The sequence below is a fragment of the Geodermatophilus sp. SYSU D00698 genome (assembly GCF_054050335.1).
This window is the reverse complement of the sequence record NZ_JBJGZD010000014.1, coordinates 25,063-43,480: the sequence shown is the minus strand read 5'-3', so window position 1 is coordinate 43,480 and position 18,418 is coordinate 25,063. Positions and strand designations below refer to the sequence as shown.

Here is an 18,418-nt window from a genome sequence, read left to right as displayed (position 1 = left end):
AGGAGCCCGCGATGCCCGTCCCCGCCACCGTCGAGGAGTACCTGGCGGCCCTGCCCGAGGAGGCCCGGACGGCGCTGGAGCAGGTGCGCGCCGCCGTGCTCCGCGGCATGCCCGGGGCCACCGAGACGATCCGCTACGGCATGCCGGCCGCCGTGCTCGGCGGCCGCTACGGCCTGCACTACGCCGCCTGGAAGCGGCACGCGGCGCTCTACCCGGTGCCCGTGTTCGACGGCGACCTGGAGGCCGAGGTCGCGCCGCACCGCTCGGGCAAGGACGCGGTGCACCTGCCCTACCGCCGCCCGGTGCCCGAGGACCTGGTCGAGCGGGTGGCCGCGGCGGTGGCGGCCCGGCGCGCCTAGCGGGGACCGGACGCGACCGCGCGGAAGGCCACCGAGCGGAAGGCCTCGAAGACCGCCGGCGGCGCCGGCGAGGACCACATCTGGTTGGTCAGCAGGACCGCGGTGGTGCCGGTGACCGGGTCGGTCCACCAGGTGCTGCCCAGCCCGCCGTCCCAGCCGAAGGAGCCGGCGTGCCGGCCGCCGGGCTCGTCGGTGCGGCGGACGCCGAGGCCCAGGCCCCAGCCGCCGCCCTCGTCGTCGACCGGGCCGGCCTGCTCGGTGAGCATCGCCCGCACCGTCTGCTCGCGCAGCACCGGCTCCCCGCCGGCGAGCAGCACCCGGGCGAGGACGGCGAGGTCGTCGACGGTGGAGACCAGGCCGTCCCCGCCGTCGGGGAAGGGCGGCGGGGACGCCCACTGGCCGTCGGCGGGGTCGTACAGCTGCCGCCGGCCCCGCTCGTCCGGCGGCGTCCAGTGCGGGCCGAACCGGCCGCGGGCCGGCGCCGGCACGCCGAAGCCGGTGTCGGTCATCCCGAGCGGGACCAGCACCCGCTCGGCGAGCACCTCGGGCAGCGGCCGGCCGGCCGCGCGGGCCACGAGGACGCCGAGCACGCTCGCGCCGGTGTGGTAGAGCCAGCGCTCGCCGGGCTGGTGCGCCAGCGGGACGCCGGCCACCCGGCGCAGCCACTCGTCCGGCGGGGGAGCGGCCTGCGGTGCCGGCGGCCCGGCGGGCAGGCCCGCCTCGCCGAGCGCGGCGACGGTGGGGGTCGGCCACGGCGCGGTGAAGTCGATGCCCAGACCGAGCCGGAGGGTGAGGACGTCGCGCACCGTGACCGCCCGCCGCGCCTCGACCGTGCCCGCGCCCGCGTCGGCGGGGTCGGCGAGCACCCGCCGGCCGGCCAGCTCGGGCAGCAGCCGGTCCACCGGCTCGTCGAGGGCCAGCGTGCCGTCGTCGACGAGGGTGAGCGCGGCCGTGGCCACCACCGGCTTGGTCACCGAGGAGATGCGGAAGACGGTGTCCGGGGCGACCGGGTCGTCCCCGCCCGGGGTGTGGGTGCCTGCCGCGCCGCGGGCCACCTCGTCCCCGCGCCGCACCAGCCACGCGGCGCCCGGCACCGCCCCGGCCGCCACGGCGCCGGACACCACCTGCTCGATCTCCTCGGCCGGACCCATGCAGGGGTGACCGCCCGGGGAGCCCGGGCTCATCGGTCGCGGGCGGCCCGGCGCAGCGTCGCCCGGTAGCGGGCGGTGGCCAGCCGCTGCAGGGCCCAGCTCGCCGGCGGCACGAGGCGGGCGGCGGGCGAGGCCAGCCGGGAGAACACCCGGATCGAGGCGACGACGTCGCCGCCGGGGTCGAGCCGGACGGTGAAGCACTCCTCGCCGCTCTCGGGGTGGCCGGGCAGCGAGCCGTAGGCGAAGCCGCGCTCGTCGCCGGTCGTCGCCGCCCAGACGACCCGGCAGGGGATGTCGTAGCCCAGCCGCGGCAGCCCCGCGGTGAGGACGACGACGGTGCCGACCTCGCCGGGCGAGCCGGTCGCGCGCACCCGCAGGCCGGTGCTGCGCTGCGGCGCCCAGGTGAACACCGCCGCGGCGACCCGCTCGAACGCCGCGCGGCCGGAGCCGACGACCTCGGTCCACGTGCCGGTGCGGTAGCCGGCGGGGAGCTCGGCGGCGCGCGTGGCGCCGACCTCGGCGTAGGTGAGCGGCGCGTCGCGCAGGTCGGCGGGGGAGACGGCACGGAGGAGACCCATGGGCCGAGTCTGTGCGCCGTGCCACGGCGACGGGCGGTGGCCGGCGCCGCCGGCTCAGCGCACGCCGGCCAGGTGCCGGCCGGCCGCGTGCACGGGCGCGGCGTCGGACTCGCGGATGCCGTAGCGGGCGTAGAGCCGGCCCAGCGGCCCCGGCGCCCACCAGTTGGCCCGGCCCAGCAGCCGCATGGAGGCCGGGACCAGCAGGGTCCGCACCACCGTCGCGTCGACCACGATGGCGATGAGCATCGCCACGCCGATCATCTTGATCAGCACGACGCCGGAGACGGAGAACGCGCCGATCACCACGAGCAGCAGCAGCGCCGCGCTGGTGATGATCCCGCCGGTGCGCTGCAGCCCGGTGGCGACGGCGGTGGTGTTGTCGCCGGTCAGGTCGTACTGCTCGCGGATCCGGGACATGAGGAAGACCTCGTAGTCCATCGACAGCCCGAAGACGATGGCCAGCACCAGGATCGGTGAGGTGGCCTCGATGAACCCGGTCGGGGTGAAGTCCAGGACGCCGGAGAGGTTGCCGTCCTGGAAGATCCACACCAGCGCGCCGAAGGAGGCGCCCAGCGACAGGACGTTCACGAGCACGGCCTTGACCGGCAGCACGACCGACCCGAAGGCCAGGAACAGCAGGACGAACGACGTCACCGCCACCAGCAGCGCCATCCACGGCAGCAGCGCACCCAGGCTGTCCAGCAGGTCGGCGTACACCGCGCCGGTGCCGCCGACGAGGACCTCGGCGCCGTCCGGCGCGGGCACCTGCCGGACCGCGGCCACCAGGTCCCGGCCCTCGGCCCCCATCGCGTTCACGTCCGCGGCGACCACCACCCGTGCCGTGCTGCCGGCGACCTCGGCGACCGTGGCGCCGTCCACCCGTGGGACGGCCTCCACGGCGGCGACGTAGGACTGCAGCGCAGCGCTGCCCTCCGCCGTGTCGGCAGGAGCGGGGAGGGTGAGGACCGCCTCGACCGGACCGGACGGGCTCGGCGGGAAGTCCCGCTCGATCGTCTCGGCGACCACCCGGCTCTCCGCGCCCTCGGGCATGGCGCGCACGTCGATGCCGCCGAACTCCGCGCGCGTGAACGGCAGGGCCAGCGCGACGAGCAGCGCCCCCACGACCAGCGTGTACAGGACCGGACGGCGCATGACGCTGTGCGCGATGCGGTACCAGACCCCGTTCCGCTCGACGTCCGCGTGCGCCGGGCGCCGCCGTCGGCGCACCGGACGCCGCACCGACAGGGCGTCGACGCGGGGGCCGAGCACGGCCAGCAGCGCCGGCAGCAGGGTGAGCGCGGCGAGCATCGCGATGAATACGGCGCTCATCCCGCCGAAGCCCATCGACCGCAGGAACACCTGCGGGAAGATCAGCAGGCCCGCGAGTGAGACCGCCACGGTGGTGCCGGAGACGGCGACCGTGCGCCCGGCGGTCGCCATGGTCCGGGCGAGGGCGTCCTCCACCGTCGCCTGCCGGCGCACCTCCTCGCGGAACCGGCTGACCACGAACAGCCCGTAGTCGATGGCCAGCCCGAGGCCGAGCACGGTGACCACGTTGACCGCGAAGATCGACACGTCGGTGACCAGTCCGAAGGCGCGCAGGGCCGCGAACGAGCCGAGGATCGCGGTCACCCCGATCGCCAGGGGCAGGGCGGCCGCGGCGAGGCCACCGAAGACGACGACGAGCAGGACCGCCAGGACCGGCAGCGAGATGGTCTCGGCCGTCGCGATGTCCTCGCTCACCAGGACGTTCATGTCCCGGTTGAGGGTCACCTCGCCGCCGATCCGGGTGGTCAGCCCAGGGGCGGCCAGGTCGCCCTCGATGGCGTCGAGGACGTCCTCGCGCCCGTCCTCGTCGCCGCGCAGGCTGAGGACGGCGTAGGTGCTGCGCCGGTCCTCGCTCACCAGGGAGGCCGCGCCCGTGTCGAACCAGGACACCGTGCGCAGCACGTCGTCCTCGGGCAGGGCGCCGAGCGTGGAGGTGACCGCCTCGGCGTAGGCCGGGTCGTCGACCGTCGACGCGTCGCTGGAGTACAGGACGACGACGTCGGCCGCGCTGCGGCCCAGCTCGTGCTCGGCCACCTCGGCGGCCCGGGAACTCTCGCTGTCGGGGTCGAAGAACCCGCCGCCGGTCATCTGGCCGAAGACGCCGGTACCCCAGACGCCGGCGAAGGCGACGAACGCCACCGACAGCGCCAGGACCCACCGGCGCCTCCGGTACACGGCGCGACCCAGTGCCTCGAACACGGTCCCTCCCTCGTCCCGGTGGCCGGGCCGGTCACCCCTCGGCCGGCGGCGGCTCCGCGTCCGCCGAGGGTCGGGGGACGCGGGGGCGGGGGCCGTCGTCCCGGCGACACGGGCGCGGCTCGGGGTCCGGCGTGACACCGGACAGCCGGCACCGGGGGAGCACCCGCACCCGTCCCCGCCCGTCCACAGCGCGCTCCGCCCGTCGCCCCCGTGGTGCACCGGGAGCGTGTGACCGCCGTGCCCGTCCCCGTGCGGCCGCAGCATGACGGTCGGGTCCGCGTCGGGGAAGGCGGAGCGACGCGGGATCGTCGCCTCGACGCCCCGGCCGGGTCGGCGGCGGGGTCGCGGGGGCGCATGGTCCGCCTGCACGGGTGAGCGGTGTGTCGCGCAGGCCCTCGGGCGACACGGCCCGGAACGGGCCCGTGGTCGGGATCCGGACCGGCGTAGGTTGACCGGCACTGTGCTGCCCGCCGTCACCGCCACCCGCTACGTCACCCCGCTGCGCGAGGGGGGCTCGCTGCCCGGGCTCATGGAGGCCGACGACCTCGGCACCTACGTGGTCAAGTGGCGGGCCGCCGGCCAGGGCGTGCGGGTGCTGGTGGCGGAGGTGGTGTGCGGCGAGCTGGCCCGGGCGCTGGCGCTGCCGGTGCCGGCGCTGGTCACCGTCGACGTCGTCCCGGAGCTGGCCGTGGGCGAGCCCGACCCCGAGGTGCAGGAGCTGCTGCAGCGCTCGGCCGGGCGCAACCTGGGGCTGGACTACCTGCCCGGCGCCCTGGACTTCGAGGCCGGGGTGGGCGAGGTCGAGCCCGAGCTGGCCGGCCGGGTGCTGTGGTTCGACGCGCTGGTGGGCAACGTCGACCGGTCCTGGCGCAACCCCAACATGCTGTTCTGGCACGGCCGGCTGCAGCTGATCGACCACGGCGCCGCGCTCACCTTCCACCACTCGTGGGCGGGGGCGCCGGCCGCCGTCGCCCGCCCCTACGACGCCGCCCAGCACGCGCTGGTGGAGTGCTCGCCGGACCTGCGCGCCGCCGACGCCGACCTCGCGCCGCGGGTCACCCGGCCGCTGCTGGAGCGGGTGCTGGCACAGGTGCCCGACGACTGGCTCGAGGGACCGGAGCCCGGCGAGCCGCCGGCCGCCGTCCGGGAGCGCTACGCGTCCCAGCTGCTGGCCCGCCTGGCCGCCCGCGACGCGTGGCTGCCCGGCGTGGTGGCCGCGGCCGCCGCGGGCGCGGGGGCACGCCGCCGCTCGCCGCGCGGGGAGAACCGGCCGGCCTGGCTGGGCCCGCCCCCGCCGCCGGGGGTGACCCAGCGGTGAGCCGGGAGACCTTCGAGTACGCCGTCCTGCGGGTGGTGCCGCGGGTGGAGCGGGGCGAGGCGCTCAACGCCGGCGTCCTCGTCTACTGCCGGCAGCGCGACTACCTGGGCAGCCGGGTGCACCTCGACGTCGACCGGCTGCGGGCGCTGGACCCGACCGCCGACCCCGCCGCCATCGGCCGCGCGCTGCAGGCCGCCGCCGACGTGTGCGCCGCCGACCCCGCCGCCGGCGCCGCGGGCCGGGAGGCGCTGGGCTCGCGGTTCCGCTGGCTCACCGCGCCGCGCAGCACCGTCGTCCAGCCCGGCCCGGTGCACACCGGGCTCACCGAGGACCCCGACGCCGAGGCCGACCGGCTGCTGCGGCTGCTGGTGCTGCCGGTCGAGGACTGAGCCCCGTCCGGCGGGACGGGCCGGGACGGGGTCCTCCGCCTAGCCGGGCAGCAGCTCGTCGATGCGGCGGGCGAGCTCGAGGTCGAGCGCGCTCACCCCGTCCTCGGAGTGGCTGACGAGGGTGAGGTGCAGCGTCCGCCAGCGCAGGTCGACGTCGGGGTGGTGGTCCATCCCCTCGGCGACGTCGGCGATGGCGACGATCGCCTCCACCGCGGCGCGGAACGAGGACAGCTGCACGGTCCGGTGCAGGCCGGTGACGTCACCGGACCACAGCGGCAGCGCGCGCAGCCCGGCCGCGACCTCGTCGGGGGACAGGCGCGGCGGCCGGGGCACGTCGGGATGCTCCTACAGGTGCAGGCCGCACTCGGTCTTGCCGCGGCCGGCCCAGCGTCCGGCACGCGGGTCCTCGCCCGGAGCGACCGGGCGGGTGCACGGCGCGCAGCCGATCGAGGCGTACCCGATCTCCTGCAGCGGGTTGACCGGCACCTGGTGCTCGGCGATGTAGGCGTCGACGTCGTCCTGCGTCCAGGCGGCCAGCGGGTTGACCTTCACCATGCCCCGCTTGGCGTCCCAGTCGACGACCCTCGTGCCCGCGCGGGTGGCGGCCTCGTCGCGGCGGACGCCCGAGCCCCACGCGGCGTAGCCGGCCAGCGCGGTGGCCAGCGGCTGCACCTTGCGCAGCGAGCAGCACAGGTCCGGGTCGCGGTCGTGCAGCGCCGGGCCGTGCTCGGCGTCCTGCTCGGCCACCGTCTGCGGCGGCGTCACGTTCACGAGCGTGATGGGCAGGACGCTGCTGATCCAGTCCCGCGTGCCGATCGTCTCGGCGAAGTGGTAGCCGGTGTCGAGGAAGACCACGTTGACCCCCGGCACCGCCCGGGAGGCCAGGTGCGCGAGGAGCCCGTCGGCCATCGACGAGGTGACGGCGAAGTCGTCGCCGAAGGTCTCCCCGGCCCAGCGCAGCACGGCGAGGGCCTGCTCGACGGGGTCGGCGATGCCCTCGAAGCGGGCGTCGGCCTCGGCGGCGAGCTCCGGCGTGGGCCGGACGGCGGTCGTCATGCCTGCACTCCTGTCCCGGTGAGCCGGACGGTGAAGGTCCGCAGGCACGCGGCGCAGTGCCACTCGCCCCCGTCCCCGTGCGGGGTCAGCTCCTCGTCCCCGCAGTACGGGCAGTGGAACACGGGCAGCTGGCGCTGCCTTCCCGACGGGGACGGCTCCTCCTCGCTCACAGCAGCCAGGCCTCCTCGGCGCGGGCCACGTAGGCGGCGAACCGCTCGCCGGGCTCGCGCCGCTCCAGGTAGCCGCGCAGCACCCGCTCGCAGTAGTCCGCCGTCTCGGCCTTGGTGACCTTGTGGCCGCGGAACTTGCGGCCGAAGGCGGCGTCGACGCCGAGGTGGCCGCCCAGGTGCACCTGGAAGCCCTCGACCATCTCGCCGTTCCCGTCGCGGACCATCGAGCCCTTGAACCCGATGTCGGCGGTCTGGAAGCGGGCGCAGCTGTTCGGGCAGCCGTTGACGTTGATGCCGATCGGCTCGTCGAAGCCGGGCAGCCGCTTCTCCAGCTCGGCGTAGAGGTCCTGGGCGTGCTGCTTGGTCTCGACGATGGCGAGCTTGCAGAACTCCAGGCCGGTGCAGGCCATGGTGCCGCGGCGGAAGGCGCTCGGGCGCACCAGCAGGTCGTGCTCGGCGAGCGCGGCGACGAGGTCCTCCACGTGCTCGTCCGGCACGTCCAGGACGACCATCTTCTGCTGGGTCGTCGTCCGGATGCGGCCCGCGCCGTACTCGTCCGCGAGGTCGGCGATCCGGGTGAGCACCGTCCCGCTGATCCGGCCGGTGCGCAGCGCGAAGCCGACGGCGTTGCGGCCGTCCTTCTGCCGCGCGACGCCGACGTGGTCGCGGGACTCGTTCTTCGGCGGCGCGGCGGCGGGGCCGTCGGGCAGCGCGCGGTGCAGGTACTCGTCCTGCAGCACCTGCCGGAACCTCTCGGGACCCCAGTCGGCCATCAGGAACTTGATCCGGGCCCGGTTGCGCTGCCGGCGGTAGCCGTAGTCGCGGAAGACCGAGGTGCAGGCCGCCCACACCTCGGTGACCTCCTCGGGCCGCACGAACACGCCGACGCGCTGGGCGAACATCGGGTTGGTCGACAGGCCGCCGCCGACCCACAGGTCGTAGCCGGGCTCGCCGTCGGGACCGACGACGCCGACGAAGGACACGTCGTCGATCTCGGGCTCGGTGCAGTGGTCGACGCAGCCGGACATCGACGTCTTCCACTTGCGCGGCAGGTTGCTGAACGCGGGGTCGCCCACGTACCGGGCGACCGTCTGGGCCATGACGTCGGTGGCGTCGACGACCTCGTCCTCCAGGACGCCGGCCAGCGGGCAGTTGAGCATGCCGCGCGGGGTGTCGCCGCAGGCCTCGGTCGTGGTCATGCCGACCGCCTCGAGCCGGTCCCAGATCTCGGGGACGTCCTCGATGCGGATCCAGTGGTACTGGATGTTCTGCCGGTCGGTGACGTCGGCGACGTCCCGGCCGAACTCGGTGCTGATGGCGCCGAGGGTGCGCAGCTGCTCGCTGGTCAGCGCCCCGCCGTCGGTGCGCACCCGCATCATGAAGTAGGAGTCCTCGAGCTCCTCGGGCTCCAGCACGGCGGTCTTGCCGCCGGGGATGCCCGGGGCCCGCTGGGTGTAGAGGCCCATCCACCGCATCCGGCCGCGCAGGTCGCCGGGGTCGATGCCGTCGAAGCCGGTCCGCGAGTAGATGTCGAGGATCCGCTGACGGACCTCGAGCCCGTCGGAGTCCTTCTTCATCCGCTCGTTGGGGTTCAGCGGCTCCCGGTAGCCCAGCGCCCACTGACCCTGGCCACGCTGGGGCCGGTTGCTCGGACGGGGAGGTGCGGACACGGTGCACTTCTTCCTGCGCCGTCCGCGCCGGTCTGCACCCGCGCGGGAGGGCGCTGCCAGGTCGGGGTCGCGGCTGCGGGCCGCGGGGGAGGACTGGTGGTCAGCGCGGGGCGCGACAGACGGCGCTGCTGACGAGGGCGAGGTCGACGTGCAGACGCGCGACGAGGAGGCTGCCGCGGTCCGTCACGCCCCCCATGGTCGCACACGTCCGGCGCCGGCCGGTGTGAGCTCGGGCGGCGGCGTCCGCAGGGGCGTCGTCAGGGGGCCTCGTCAGGGGCCCCGTCGCCGAACGAGCGCCAGGCGCTCTCGACGGCGGCGAGCTCCGCCACGTACCCGGGCAGCTTCCCGGCGACGACGTCGGCGAGGGTGACCTCCTCCAGCACCCGCCGGTAGGCGGCGCGGGCGGCGACCCACACGCTGGCCAGCTCCTCGGCGGCGCCGGGGTAGCTGACGTCCTCGGGCCGCTGCCCGTGCACCTCCGCGAGGAAGCCCTGCTCCACCCGCATGACCCGGGCGATGGAGATCTCCGACGGCGGCAGCGCCAGCCGGTACCCGCCCTCGCGGCCCCGCTGGCTGGTGACCAGCCGGGCGTGCTGGAGGTCGCCGAGGATCCCCTGCAGGAAGCGCGAGGGGAGGCCCTGGTTGGTCGCGATCCGGTCGCAGGTCAGCGCGCCCGGCGCCGCGGCGGCCAGCTCGAGGGCCGCGCGGACGGCGTAGTCGACCCGGGCGGTGATGCGCACGGTGCTCCCTCCTGCGGGCCGGCTGCCGGGTCCCGCGGGCCCATCCTGCCCGGTCTGCGAGGGTGACGGCGTGTACCGGCTGCGCTTCACCACGGTCGTGGCGGCGCCGCTGACCGTCGCCTTCGACGTCGCCCGGGCCCTCGGCCGCCCCTGGCCGTTCCCGCTGGAGGAGGTCGAGTCGGTCCGCCCGGTGCGCGACCTGTACGCCGCGGGGCCGGGGCGGGGGTGGCGCAGCCTCACCCACGAGCGCCGGTTCACCGCGACCGGCGCCGGCACCGTCGTCGACGAGCAGGTCGACTGGGACACCGGCCTGCCCGGGGCGCTCGGCGGCCTGGTCGACCAGACCGTCCTGCGCCGGCGGGTGCTGCGGGCGATGCGCCGCCACCTGGACGGCTACGCCGCCGCGGCCGCGCTGCGCGCCCTCGACGTCGTCCAGGTGGTGGGCGCGGCCGTCGTCCGCGGGGACCGGGTGCTGGTCGCCCAGCGCGGGTCGGGGCCGCTCGCGGGGCTGTGGGAGTTCCCCGGCGGCAAGGTGGAGCCGGGGGAGGACGACGTCGCGGCGTTGGTGCGCGAGTGCGCCGAGGAGATGGGGGTCGTCGTGGCGCCCCAGGCGTTCCTCGGCGAGGTGCCGCTGGACGGCCGGGTGGCCGGCGGGGCGCCCGGCGCCTCGACGCTGCGGGTCTGGTGGGCCCGGCTGGCCTCCGGCGAGCCGGTCGCGCACGAGCACCGCGAGCTGCGCTGGGTGGGCGCCGCCGACCTCGACGGCCTGGACTGGATCGCCGCCGACCGCCCCCTGCTGCCCGCGGTCCGGGACCTGCTCGGCCGCCTCTGAACGCACCAGGGGCGCCGTCCCGTGCGGAACGGCGCCCCTGGTGCAGTCGTCCGGGCTCAGCCCTTGAAGACGTCCTTGACCTTCTCGCCGGCCTGCTTGAGGTTGCCGGCGGCCTTGTCGTTGGCGCCCTCGGCCTGCAGGTCGCGGTCGCCCGTGGCCTCGCCGACGCGCTCCTTGCCCTCGCCCGCCAGCTCCTGGGCCTTGTTCTGCAGCTTGTCGATGCCGCTCACGGTGGACTCCTCCCTCTCGGATGGCCGTGGAGTACCCGGGAGTAGGCTGAGCACACCCGGTTCGCCTGAACGGCGGAAGTCCTCCGGGGTGAGCGACTGCGGACCGCAAGCCCTGCGGTCCGCCCCCTCGTCGACCGCTGCTGTTGCACTGGTGTGACAGGAGTCGTGAGCCTCGGTCACAAATCGGTTGCGGACGTGGACGGTCCTCGTCGGGGGTGCCTAGGGTCGCCCACGGCGTACCGGCTCCGTTCCGCGGTGTTCACCCGGAGGACGCCGACGCCCGGCCAGTGCGCCCGGGTGCGCGGTGTCCCGGCACGCAGAGACCAGTCCGTTCCCCCCGCACGCGCGGGACGAGGGAGGCAACACACGTGAAGTTGAGCAAGCGCCGGTCGGCGCTCGTCGCCGTCGGCCTGTCCGGCGCCCTCCTGCTGTCCGCCTGCGGCGGCGGCAGCGACGACAGCGGCTCCGGCGACAGCGGCAGCGGCGGCGCGAGCGGTGGCACCTTCAGCGTCTACATCGGTGAGCCGGAGAACCCGCTCGTCCCGGGCAACACCACCGAGTCCGAGGGTGACCAGGTCGTCAACTCGCTGTGGACCGGCCTGGTGAAGTACGCCGAGGACGGCTCCGTCGAGTACTCGGGTGTCGCCGAGTCGATCGAGTCCGAGGACAACACCACCTGGACCGTCACGCTCAAGGACGGCTGGACCTTCCACGACGGGACCCCGGTCGACGCCGAGTCCTTCGTCAACGCGTGGAACTACACCGCCTACAGCCCCAACGCCCAGGGCGCCGCGTCCTACCTGTCGCGGATCGCGGGCTACGCCGACCTGCAGGCGCCGACCGACGACGCCGGCAACGTGACCGGTGAGCCGGCCGCCCAGCAGATGAGCGGCCTGCAGGTCGTCGACGACCGCACCTTCACGGTGACGCTGTCCGCGCCGTTCTCGAACTTCCCGGCGGTCGTGGGCTACAACTCCTTCTACCCGCTGCCGCAGGCGTTCTTCGACGACCCCGAGGCCTTCGGCACCAAGCCGATCGGCAACGGCCCGTTCAAGGCCGACGAGGAGTTCGTCCCGGGCCAGGGCATCACGCTGACCCGCTACGAGGACTACGCCGGCGACGACGCCGCGCAGGCCGACGGCATCGACTACGTCGTCTACGCCGACGTCAACACCGCCTACACCGACGTGCAGGCCGGCAACCTCGACATCGTCGACGTCATCCCGCCGGACGTCATCGAGTCGGCCCGGTCGGAGTTCGGCGACCGGTTCATCGAGACCGAGTCCTCGCAGATCACCTACCTCGGCTTCCCGACCTACGACGAGCGCTTCGCCGACCCGCGGGTCCGCCAGGCGATCTCCATGGCCGTCGACCGGGAGGCCATCTCGGAGGCGATCTTCCAGGGCACCCGCGCCCCGGCCGACTCGTTCATCCCGCCGGTCGTCGACGGCTACCGCGAGGGCAGCTGCACCTACTGCACCTTCGACCCGGACCAGGCCAACCAGCTGCTCGACGAGGCCGGTTTCGACCGCAGCCAGCCGGTCGACCTGTGGTTCAACTCCGGCGCCGGTCACGACGCGTGGATGGAGGCGGTGGGCAACCAGCTGCGCGAGAACCTGGGCGTCGAGTACGTCCTGCAGGGCAACCTGGACTTCGCGGAGTACCTGCCGCTGCTGGAGTCGCAGGGCGGGACCGGGCCGTTCCGCTACGGCTGGAGCTTCGACTACCCGGCCCCGGACAGCTACCTGACCCCGCTGTTCACGACGCAGTCGCTCGCACCGGCCGGCTCGAACTACTCCTTCTGGACCAACCCCGAGGTCGAGAGCCTGATCTCCCAGGGTGACCAGGCCGAGAGCCCCGAGGCCGGCGTGGAGGACTACCAGGCGGCGGAGGACATCATCGCCGAGGAGATGCCGATGGCGCCGATGTTCTTCACGGAGGTCCAGTCGGTGACCTCCGAGAACGTCTCCAACGTCCGCCTGGACCTGTTCCAGCGCATCGTCACCTCCGAGGTCACCGTCAACAACGCCTGACCCCACCCCGCAGGACCCGCACCACCCGCCGGGGGCGCCCGTCCGACCAGGACGGTCGCCCCCGGCGGCGCGTGTGCGGCCCTGCGGGCACGATGGACACCGGCGCCGCCGTGACCCGGCGGCGCACACACCCCGAGGGGGACCATGGGCCGCTACGTCGCGCGCCGCCTGCTGCTCACCATCCCGGTTCTGCTGGGCGCCTCGTTCCTGATCTTCGCGATGGTCTACGCCCTGCCGGGCGACCCCATCCGCGCACTGGGCGGTGACCGGCCGCTCTCGCCGGCGGTGATCGCCGAGCTGCGCGAGCGGTTCAACCTCAACGACCCGCTCTACGTCCAGTACTGGGAGTACCTGAAGAACCTGTTCCAGGGGGACCTGGGCACCGACTTCCGCGGCCGTCCCGTGATCGACACCATCGAGCGGACCCTGCCGGTGACCGTGAAGCTGGCCCTGGCCGCGATCATGTTCGAGGTCGTCATCGGCCTGGTCGCCGGGGTGCTGGCCGGCATCCGTCGCAACAGCTTCTTCGACAACCTGGTCCTGGTCTCGACGACGCTGATCGTCTCGATCCCGATCCTGGTGCTGGCCTTCGTCGCCCAGCTGCTGTTCGGCCTCAAGCTCGGCTGGTTCCCGATCGCCGGCACCCAGGAGGGCTTCTACAGCTACCTCCTGCCGGGGCTGGTGCTCGCCTCCGGGTCGCTGGCCTACGTCGCGCGGCTCACCCGCACCAGCCTGGCGGAGAACCTGCGGGCCGACTACGTGCGCACGGCTCGCGCCAAGGGCCTCCCCGGCCGCACCGTCATCGTGCGGCACACGCTGCGCAACAGCCTGATCCCGGTGGTCACCTTCATCGGCGCGGACATCGGCACGCTGCTGGGCGGGGCGATCGTCACCGAGTCGGTGTTCAACCTGCCCGGCATCGGCCGGGAGGTGTTCAACTCGATCCGCGCCCAGGAGGGCGCGGTCGTCGTCGGCATCGTCACGCTGATGGTGTTCTTCTTCATCTTCTTCAACCTGGTCGTCGACGTGCTCTACGCCGTCCTCGACCCGAGGATCCGCTATGACTGAGCAGCAGCAGCTGGACCTGCGCAAGGACGAGGTCGAGGCCGGCACCACCACCGGCCTGGCGAGCCCCTCGGTCGACGTCACCAAGGAGCGGCAGAACAGCCTCTGGAGCGACGCCTGGGGCGAGCTCAAGCGCAACCCCCTGTTCTGGATCGGCGCCGTCCTGGGCCTGTTCTTCCTGCTCATGGCGCTGATCCCGCAGGTGTTCGCCCGGGGTGCCGACCCGCGGGACTGCGACCTGGCCAACTCCCAGGGCCGGCCGTCGGCGCAGCACTGGTTCGGCTTCGACCAGCAGGGGTGCGACTACCTCGCCAACGTCGTCTACGGGGCGCGCAGCTCGCTGATCATCGGTGTCACCGCGGTGCTGGGCGTGCTGGTGCTGGGCGTCATCGTGGGGGCCATCGCCGGCTATCTCGGGGGCTTCACCGACGGGCTCCTGTCCCGGCTCGCCGACATCTTCTACGCGCTGCCGTTGATCCTCGGCGCGCTGGTGCTGCTCCGGGTCGGACCCTCGACCGGCATCCCGATCATCAACAGCCGGGGGCCGGGAGCGGTCGCGATCGCCATCGCGCTGTTCGGCTGGATGACGGCGATGCGGCTGGTCCGCTCGCAGGTCATCGCGGTGAAGAGCCAGGACTACGTCGCCGCGGCCAGGGCCATGGGCGCCTCGGGCCGGCGGATCCTGGTCCGGCACATCCTGCCCAACGCCGTGGCCCCGGTGCTGGTCTACGCGACGATCACCATCGGTGTCTTCATCGCCGCCGAGGCGACGCTGACCTACCTGGGCGTCGGTCTCCAGCGACCGGCGATCTCCTGGGGCCTGCAGATCGCGGCCGGGCAGAGCCAGATCCGCAGCGCCCCGCACCTGGTGCTCTTCCCCAGCCTGATCCTGACCCTGACCGTGATGGCGTTCGTGATGATGGGTGACGCCCTGCGCGACGCCCTCGACCCGAGGCAGCGCGCATGACCAACCTCGACCTGACCAAGCCGACCGCGGAGCTCGCCGGGCAGGGCACGCCCCTGCTCGAGGTCGACGACCTGCACGTGGAGTTCCGCACCCGCGCGGGCACGGTGCACGCCGTCAACGGCGTGAGCTACAGCCTGGCGGCGGGGGAGACCCTGGCCATCCTCGGCGAGTCCGGCTCCGGCAAGTCCGTCTCGGCCCAGGCGATCATGGGGATCCTCGAGACCCCGCCCGCGGTCATCACCGGCGGCGGCATCTGGTTCCAGGGCAGGAACATGCTGGAGATGTCCGCCGAGGACCAGCGGAAGATCCGCGGCCCGGGCATCTCGATGATCTTCCAGGACGCCCTGTCGTCGCTGAACCCCGTGTACAGCGTGGGCTTCCAGATCGGCGAGATGTTCCGGGCGCACCGCGGGACGAGCAAGAAGGAGGCCCGCCAGCGGGCCATCGAGCTCATGGACCGGGTGCGCATCCCGGCGGCGGCCCGCCGGGTCGACGACTACCCGCACCAGTTCTCCGGCGGCATGCGCCAGCGCGTGATGATCGCCATGGCCATCGCCCTGGACCCGCGGATCCTCATCGCCGACGAGCCGACCACCGCCCTCGACGTCACCGTGCAGGCCCAGGTCATGGACCTGCTCAAGGACCTGCAGGACGAGACGGGGATGGGGCTGATCCTCATCACCCACGACCTCGGCGTCGTCAACGAGGTCGCCGACAACGTCGCGGTCATGTACGCCGGCGAGATCGTCGAGCGGGGTACCGTCGACGACGTCTTCACCCGCCCCGCGCACCCCTACACCGAGGGGCTCATGGGCTCGGTGCCGCAGGTCGAGGCGAAGGGCGGACGGCTGCAGCCGATCGCCGGCCAGCCTCCGAACCTCGCGCGCATCCCCAGCGGCTGCCCGTTCCACCCGCGGTGCCCGCACCGCCGGCTCGGCGCCGCGGCCGCGCCGGGGCGGGAGTGCGCCACCGACGCCCCGCCGCTGCGGCTGGTCGTGCCGGGACGCGAGGCGGCCTGCCACTACAGCGAGGAGGTCCTCGGTGTCGCAGCCGAGTGAGTCCGGCGCCACCGCGGCGTCGTCCCTGTCGAAGTCGTCGCCGTCCACCGAGGCGGTGCCGGGCGCCCCGACGCTGGCGAAGCCGGCGCCGTCGGGCGCCCGGGGCGCGACGGGGGAGCCGCTGCTGGAGATCCGCGGGCTGCAGAAGCACTTCCCGCTGACCCAGGGCATCGTCTTCAAGCGCACCATCGGCCACGTCCGCGCGGTCGACGGCGTGGACCTCACCCTGCGCCGCGGCGAGACCGTGGGACTGGTCGGCGAGTCCGGCTGCGGCAAGTCGACGGTGTCCAAGCTGATCGTGGCGCTGGAGCGGCCGACCGCCGGGTCGATCCTCTACAAGGGCAAGGACGTCGCCCGCATGGGCGGCCGGGCGCTGAAGGACTACCGGCGCGAGGTCCAGATCATCTTCCAGGACCCGTACGCGTCGCTGAACCCGCGGATGACCGTCGGCGACATCGTCGCCGAGGGCTGGGCCGTGCACGACGACGTCGCCCCGCGGAAGGGCCGGCTCAAGCGCACGCAGGAGCTGCTCGACCGCGTCGGCCTCAACCCCGACTACGTCAACCGCTACCCGCACCAGTTCTCCGGCGGCCAGCGGCAGCGCATCGGCATCGCCCGGGCGCTGGCGCTGCAGCCGGAGGTCATCGTCTGCGACGAGCCGGTGTCGGCGCTCGACGTCTCGGTGCAGGCGCAGGTGGTCAACCTGCTCGAGGACCTGCAGGACGAGTTCGGCCTGTCCTACCTGTTCATCGCGCACGACCTGTCGGTGGTCCGGCACATCTCCGACCGGGTCGCGGTGATGTACCTCGGCAGCATCGTGGAGGAGGGCACCGACGAGCAGGTCTACACCTCGCCGTCGCACCCCTACACCCAGGCGCTGCTGTCGTCGGTGCCGCTGCACGAGCCGCACCTGCGCGGGCAGAAGGACCGGATCCTGCTGCAGGGCGACGTCCCCAGCCCCGCGGACCCGCCCTCGGGCTGCCGCTTCCGCACCCGCTGCTGGAAGGCGCAGGACGTCTGCGCGCAGGAGGCCCCGGCGCTGGTCGACCGCGGCCAGGGCCACCCCTCGGCCTGCCACTTCGCCGAGGCCCGGACGGTCGTCCCGGTCGACGCCGAGTAGCGCCTGCCGCACGACGACGGCGCGGTGGCCACCTCCCGGGGTGGTCACCGCGCCGTCGTCGTGTCCGGGCACGGTGGGAGACTGTGCGCCCGTGACCGCCGCCCGCCGCATCCTCCTGGTCCACGCCCACCCCGACGACGAGACGATCACCAGCGGCGCGACGATGGCGCGCTACGTCGCCGAGGGGGCGCAGGTCACGCTGCTCACCTGCACGCTGGGGGAGGAGGGCGAGGTCCTCGTCCCCGAGCTGGCGCAGCTGGCCCCCGACCAGGCCGACCAGCTCGGCGGCTACCGGATCGGCGAGCTGGCCGCCGCGATGGCCGCCCTCGGCGTCACCGACAGCCGCTTCCTCGGCGGCGCCGGCCGCTACCGGGACTCCGGGATGATGGGGACGCCGGCCAACGGGCACCCGCGCGCCTTCTGGAACGCCGATCTCGACGAGGCGGTGGGCTCCGCGGTCGCCGTCGTGCGGGACGTGCGGCCGCAGGTCGTGGTCACCTACGACGAGAACGGCGGCTACGGGCACCCCGACCACATCCAGGCCCACCGGGTCGCGATGGCCGCCGTCGAGCGCGCCGCCGACCCCGCGTGGCGACCCGAGCTGGGCGCGGTGTGGGACGTCGCCAAGGTCTACTGGGCCTGCGTGCCGCGGTCGGTGCTGCGCGAGGGCGCCGAGGCCCTGGCCGCGCTGGGGGAGGCCGCGCCGTTCCAGCAGCTCGGCGAGGTCGACGACGTCCCCTACGCCGTCCCCGACGAGCTGGTCACCGCCGCCGTCGACGGCCGCGCGTACGCCGCCCGCAAGGACGCCGCCATGCGGGCGCACGCCACGCAGATCACCGTCGACGGGCCGTTCTTCGCGCTGTCCAACAACCACGGCCAGGAGGTGCTCGGCGTCGAGCACTACCGGCTGGTCCGCGGCGAGCGCGGCCCCGCGGGGGACGGGCCGCACGGCTGGGAGGACGACCTGTTCGCCGGCCTGGACGCGTGAGCCGGGTCCCCGGGCTGGTCCTCGCCGGGCTCGCGGCGGTGCTGACCGCCGGGTGGCTGGCGCTGGTCGAGGTCTTCTGGCTGCCGCTGCGGGTGGCCGGCGTCCTGCTGCCGCTGTCGGTCCTGGCCGCCGTCGCCGGCAACTACCTGCTGGTCACCGGCGCGCACCGGCTGACCGGCTCGCGCGTGGTCGCGCTGCTGCCGGCGGTCACCTGGCTGGTGGTCGCGGTCGCCGCGATGGTGCCGCGGCCCGAGGGCGACCTGGTCGCCGTCGGCACCGGCGGGCTCGGCGCGGTCACCCTCGCCTTCCTCGGCCTCGGGGTGCTCGCCGCGGCGGTCGCCGTGGGCCGGGTGCTGGCGACGCCGCGCCGTCCGGCCGGCCCGCCGGCCTGAGGGTCGGCGCGCCGCCCGCTGCTGCGGGGCCCGCGCCGCGCACCGGCGCGCGGCA

At 74.5% G+C, this 18,418-nt stretch carries 19 protein-coding genes; 11 read left to right on the top strand and 8 right to left on the bottom strand.

Translation table 11 applies throughout. The annotated features are described in order from the left end of the window. Window positions 1-11 precede the first annotated feature (11 nt). Entirely contained in the window at window positions 12-359 is a 348-nt protein-coding gene (locus ACI8AB_RS14045) for an iron chaperone (protein WP_387986342.1), read from the top strand. On the opposite strand, the gene ACI8AB_RS14040 is transcribed toward ACI8AB_RS14045, so the two are convergent. Genes ACI8AB_RS14040 through ACI8AB_RS14030 form a run of 3 tightly spaced genes read right to left on the bottom strand, consistent with a single transcriptional unit; the run spans window position 356 to window position 4,335 of the window. Beyond that, window positions 356-1,510 carry a serine hydrolase domain-containing protein gene (locus ACI8AB_RS14040; RefSeq protein WP_456950606.1) on the bottom strand — a complete coding sequence of 385 codons (1,155 nt, stop codon included), beginning with the start codon at window positions 1,508-1,510 and terminating at the stop codon, window positions 356-358. The two genes, ACI8AB_RS14045 and ACI8AB_RS14040, sit on opposite strands and share 4 nt — an antisense overlap. Before the next feature lie 29 nt (window positions 1,511-1,539). After that, a complete protein-coding gene (locus ACI8AB_RS14035; protein ID WP_456950605.1) occupies window positions 1,540-2,088 on the bottom strand; it encodes a DUF1990 family protein in 549 nt (182 codons plus the stop codon). Between the two features lie 54 nt (window positions 2,089-2,142). Next, window positions 2,143-4,335 (bottom strand): MMPL family transporter, encoded by a 2,193-nt coding sequence (locus ACI8AB_RS14030; protein ID WP_456950604.1) that lies wholly within the window; start codon window positions 4,333-4,335, stop codon window positions 2,143-2,145. 460 nt (window positions 4,336-4,795) lie between these two features. Here ACI8AB_RS14030 and ACI8AB_RS14025 point away from each other — a divergent pair, with 460 nt between their 5' ends. Together ACI8AB_RS14025 and ACI8AB_RS14020 are read left to right on the top strand one after the other, a co-directional pair. Continuing rightward, window positions 4,796-5,653: a HipA family kinase gene (locus ACI8AB_RS14025; protein WP_387986331.1), complete on the top strand. Its 858-nt coding sequence runs from the start codon at window positions 4,796-4,798 to the stop codon at window positions 5,651-5,653. Beyond that, the gene (locus tag ACI8AB_RS14020; protein WP_387986328.1) at window positions 5,650-6,042 is read left to right on the top strand and encodes a DUF3037 domain-containing protein; all 393 of its coding nucleotides are present in this window, start codon (window positions 5,650-5,652) and stop codon (window positions 6,040-6,042) included. The genes ACI8AB_RS14025 and ACI8AB_RS14020 overlap by 4 nt, the downstream gene beginning before the upstream one ends. Window positions 6,043-6,081: 39 nt before the next feature. Here the strand turns inward: ACI8AB_RS14020 and ACI8AB_RS14015 are convergent, their stop codons facing one another. From ACI8AB_RS14015 to ACI8AB_RS14000, 4 genes are all read right to left on the bottom strand, one after another. Further along, window positions 6,082-6,375 (bottom strand): 4a-hydroxytetrahydrobiopterin dehydratase, encoded by a 294-nt coding sequence (locus ACI8AB_RS14015; RefSeq protein ID WP_456950603.1) that lies wholly within the window; start codon window positions 6,373-6,375, stop codon window positions 6,082-6,084. Window positions 6,376-6,387: 12 nt separating this feature from the next. Beyond that, window positions 6,388-7,098: a phosphoadenylyl-sulfate reductase gene (locus tag ACI8AB_RS14010; RefSeq protein WP_456950602.1), complete on the bottom strand. Its 711-nt coding sequence runs from the start codon at window positions 7,096-7,098 to the stop codon at window positions 6,388-6,390. A 166-nt stretch (window positions 7,099-7,264) separates the two neighbouring features. Next, on the bottom strand, window positions 7,265-8,938 hold the full coding sequence (locus ACI8AB_RS14005) for a nitrite/sulfite reductase (RefSeq protein WP_387986317.1): 1,674 nt from the start codon (window positions 8,936-8,938) through the stop codon (window positions 7,265-7,267). 257 nt (window positions 8,939-9,195) lie between these two features. Then, window positions 9,196-9,678 carry an RrF2 family transcriptional regulator gene (locus ACI8AB_RS14000; protein WP_456950601.1) on the bottom strand — a complete coding sequence of 161 codons (483 nt, stop codon included), beginning with the start codon at window positions 9,676-9,678 and terminating at the stop codon, window positions 9,196-9,198. A 70-nt stretch (window positions 9,679-9,748) separates the two neighbouring features. On the opposite strand from ACI8AB_RS14000, the gene ACI8AB_RS13995 reads away from it, so the two are divergent. Further along, window positions 9,749-10,510, top strand: coding sequence for a (deoxy)nucleoside triphosphate pyrophosphohydrolase (locus ACI8AB_RS13995; RefSeq protein ID WP_456950600.1), 762 nt, complete (start codon window positions 9,749-9,751; stop codon window positions 10,508-10,510). 56 nt (window positions 10,511-10,566) lie between these two features. Here ACI8AB_RS13995 and ACI8AB_RS13990 read toward each other — a convergent pair whose 3' ends face one another. After that, entirely contained in the window at window positions 10,567-10,740 is a 174-nt protein-coding gene (locus ACI8AB_RS13990) for a CsbD family protein (RefSeq protein ID WP_387986309.1), read from the bottom strand. A gap of 368 nt (window positions 10,741-11,108) precedes the next feature. On the opposite strand from ACI8AB_RS13990, the gene ACI8AB_RS13985 reads away from it, so the two are divergent. The 7 genes from ACI8AB_RS13985 (at window position 11,109) to ACI8AB_RS13955 (ending at window position 18,363) form a co-directional block, all read left to right on the top strand. Further along, the gene (locus ACI8AB_RS13985) at window positions 11,109-12,773 is read left to right on the top strand and encodes a peptide ABC transporter substrate-binding protein (protein WP_456950599.1); all 1,665 of its coding nucleotides are present in this window, start codon (window positions 11,109-11,111) and stop codon (window positions 12,771-12,773) included. A gap of 144 nt (window positions 12,774-12,917) precedes the next feature. Next, a complete protein-coding gene (locus ACI8AB_RS13980; RefSeq protein WP_456950598.1) occupies window positions 12,918-13,841 on the top strand; it encodes an ABC transporter permease in 924 nt (307 codons plus the stop codon). Next, window positions 13,834-14,805, top strand: a complete 972-nt coding sequence (locus ACI8AB_RS13975) for an ABC transporter permease (protein ID WP_456950597.1) — start codon at window positions 13,834-13,836, stop codon at window positions 14,803-14,805. The genes ACI8AB_RS13980 and ACI8AB_RS13975 overlap by 8 nt, the downstream gene beginning before the upstream one ends. Further along, window positions 14,802-15,863 carry an ABC transporter ATP-binding protein gene (locus tag ACI8AB_RS13970; RefSeq protein WP_456950596.1) on the top strand — a complete coding sequence of 354 codons (1,062 nt, stop codon included), beginning with the start codon at window positions 14,802-14,804 and terminating at the stop codon, window positions 15,861-15,863. Before ACI8AB_RS13975 ends, ACI8AB_RS13970 begins: the two co-directional genes overlap by 4 nt. Beyond that, window positions 15,847-16,983: an ABC transporter ATP-binding protein gene (locus tag ACI8AB_RS13965; RefSeq protein ID WP_456950595.1), complete on the top strand. Its 1,137-nt coding sequence runs from the start codon at window positions 15,847-15,849 to the stop codon at window positions 16,981-16,983. The genes ACI8AB_RS13970 and ACI8AB_RS13965 overlap by 17 nt, the downstream gene beginning before the upstream one ends. Before the next feature lie 91 nt (window positions 16,984-17,074). After that, window positions 17,075-17,971, top strand: coding sequence for an N-acetyl-1-D-myo-inositol-2-amino-2-deoxy-alpha-D-glucopyranoside deacetylase (gene mshB, locus ACI8AB_RS13960; RefSeq protein ID WP_456950594.1), 897 nt, complete (start codon window positions 17,075-17,077; stop codon window positions 17,969-17,971). Then, on the top strand, window positions 17,968-18,363 hold the full coding sequence (locus tag ACI8AB_RS13955) for a hypothetical protein (protein ID WP_456902303.1): 396 nt from the start codon (window positions 17,968-17,970) through the stop codon (window positions 18,361-18,363). Before mshB ends, ACI8AB_RS13955 begins: the two co-directional genes overlap by 4 nt. Window positions 18,364-18,418 lie beyond the last annotated feature (55 nt).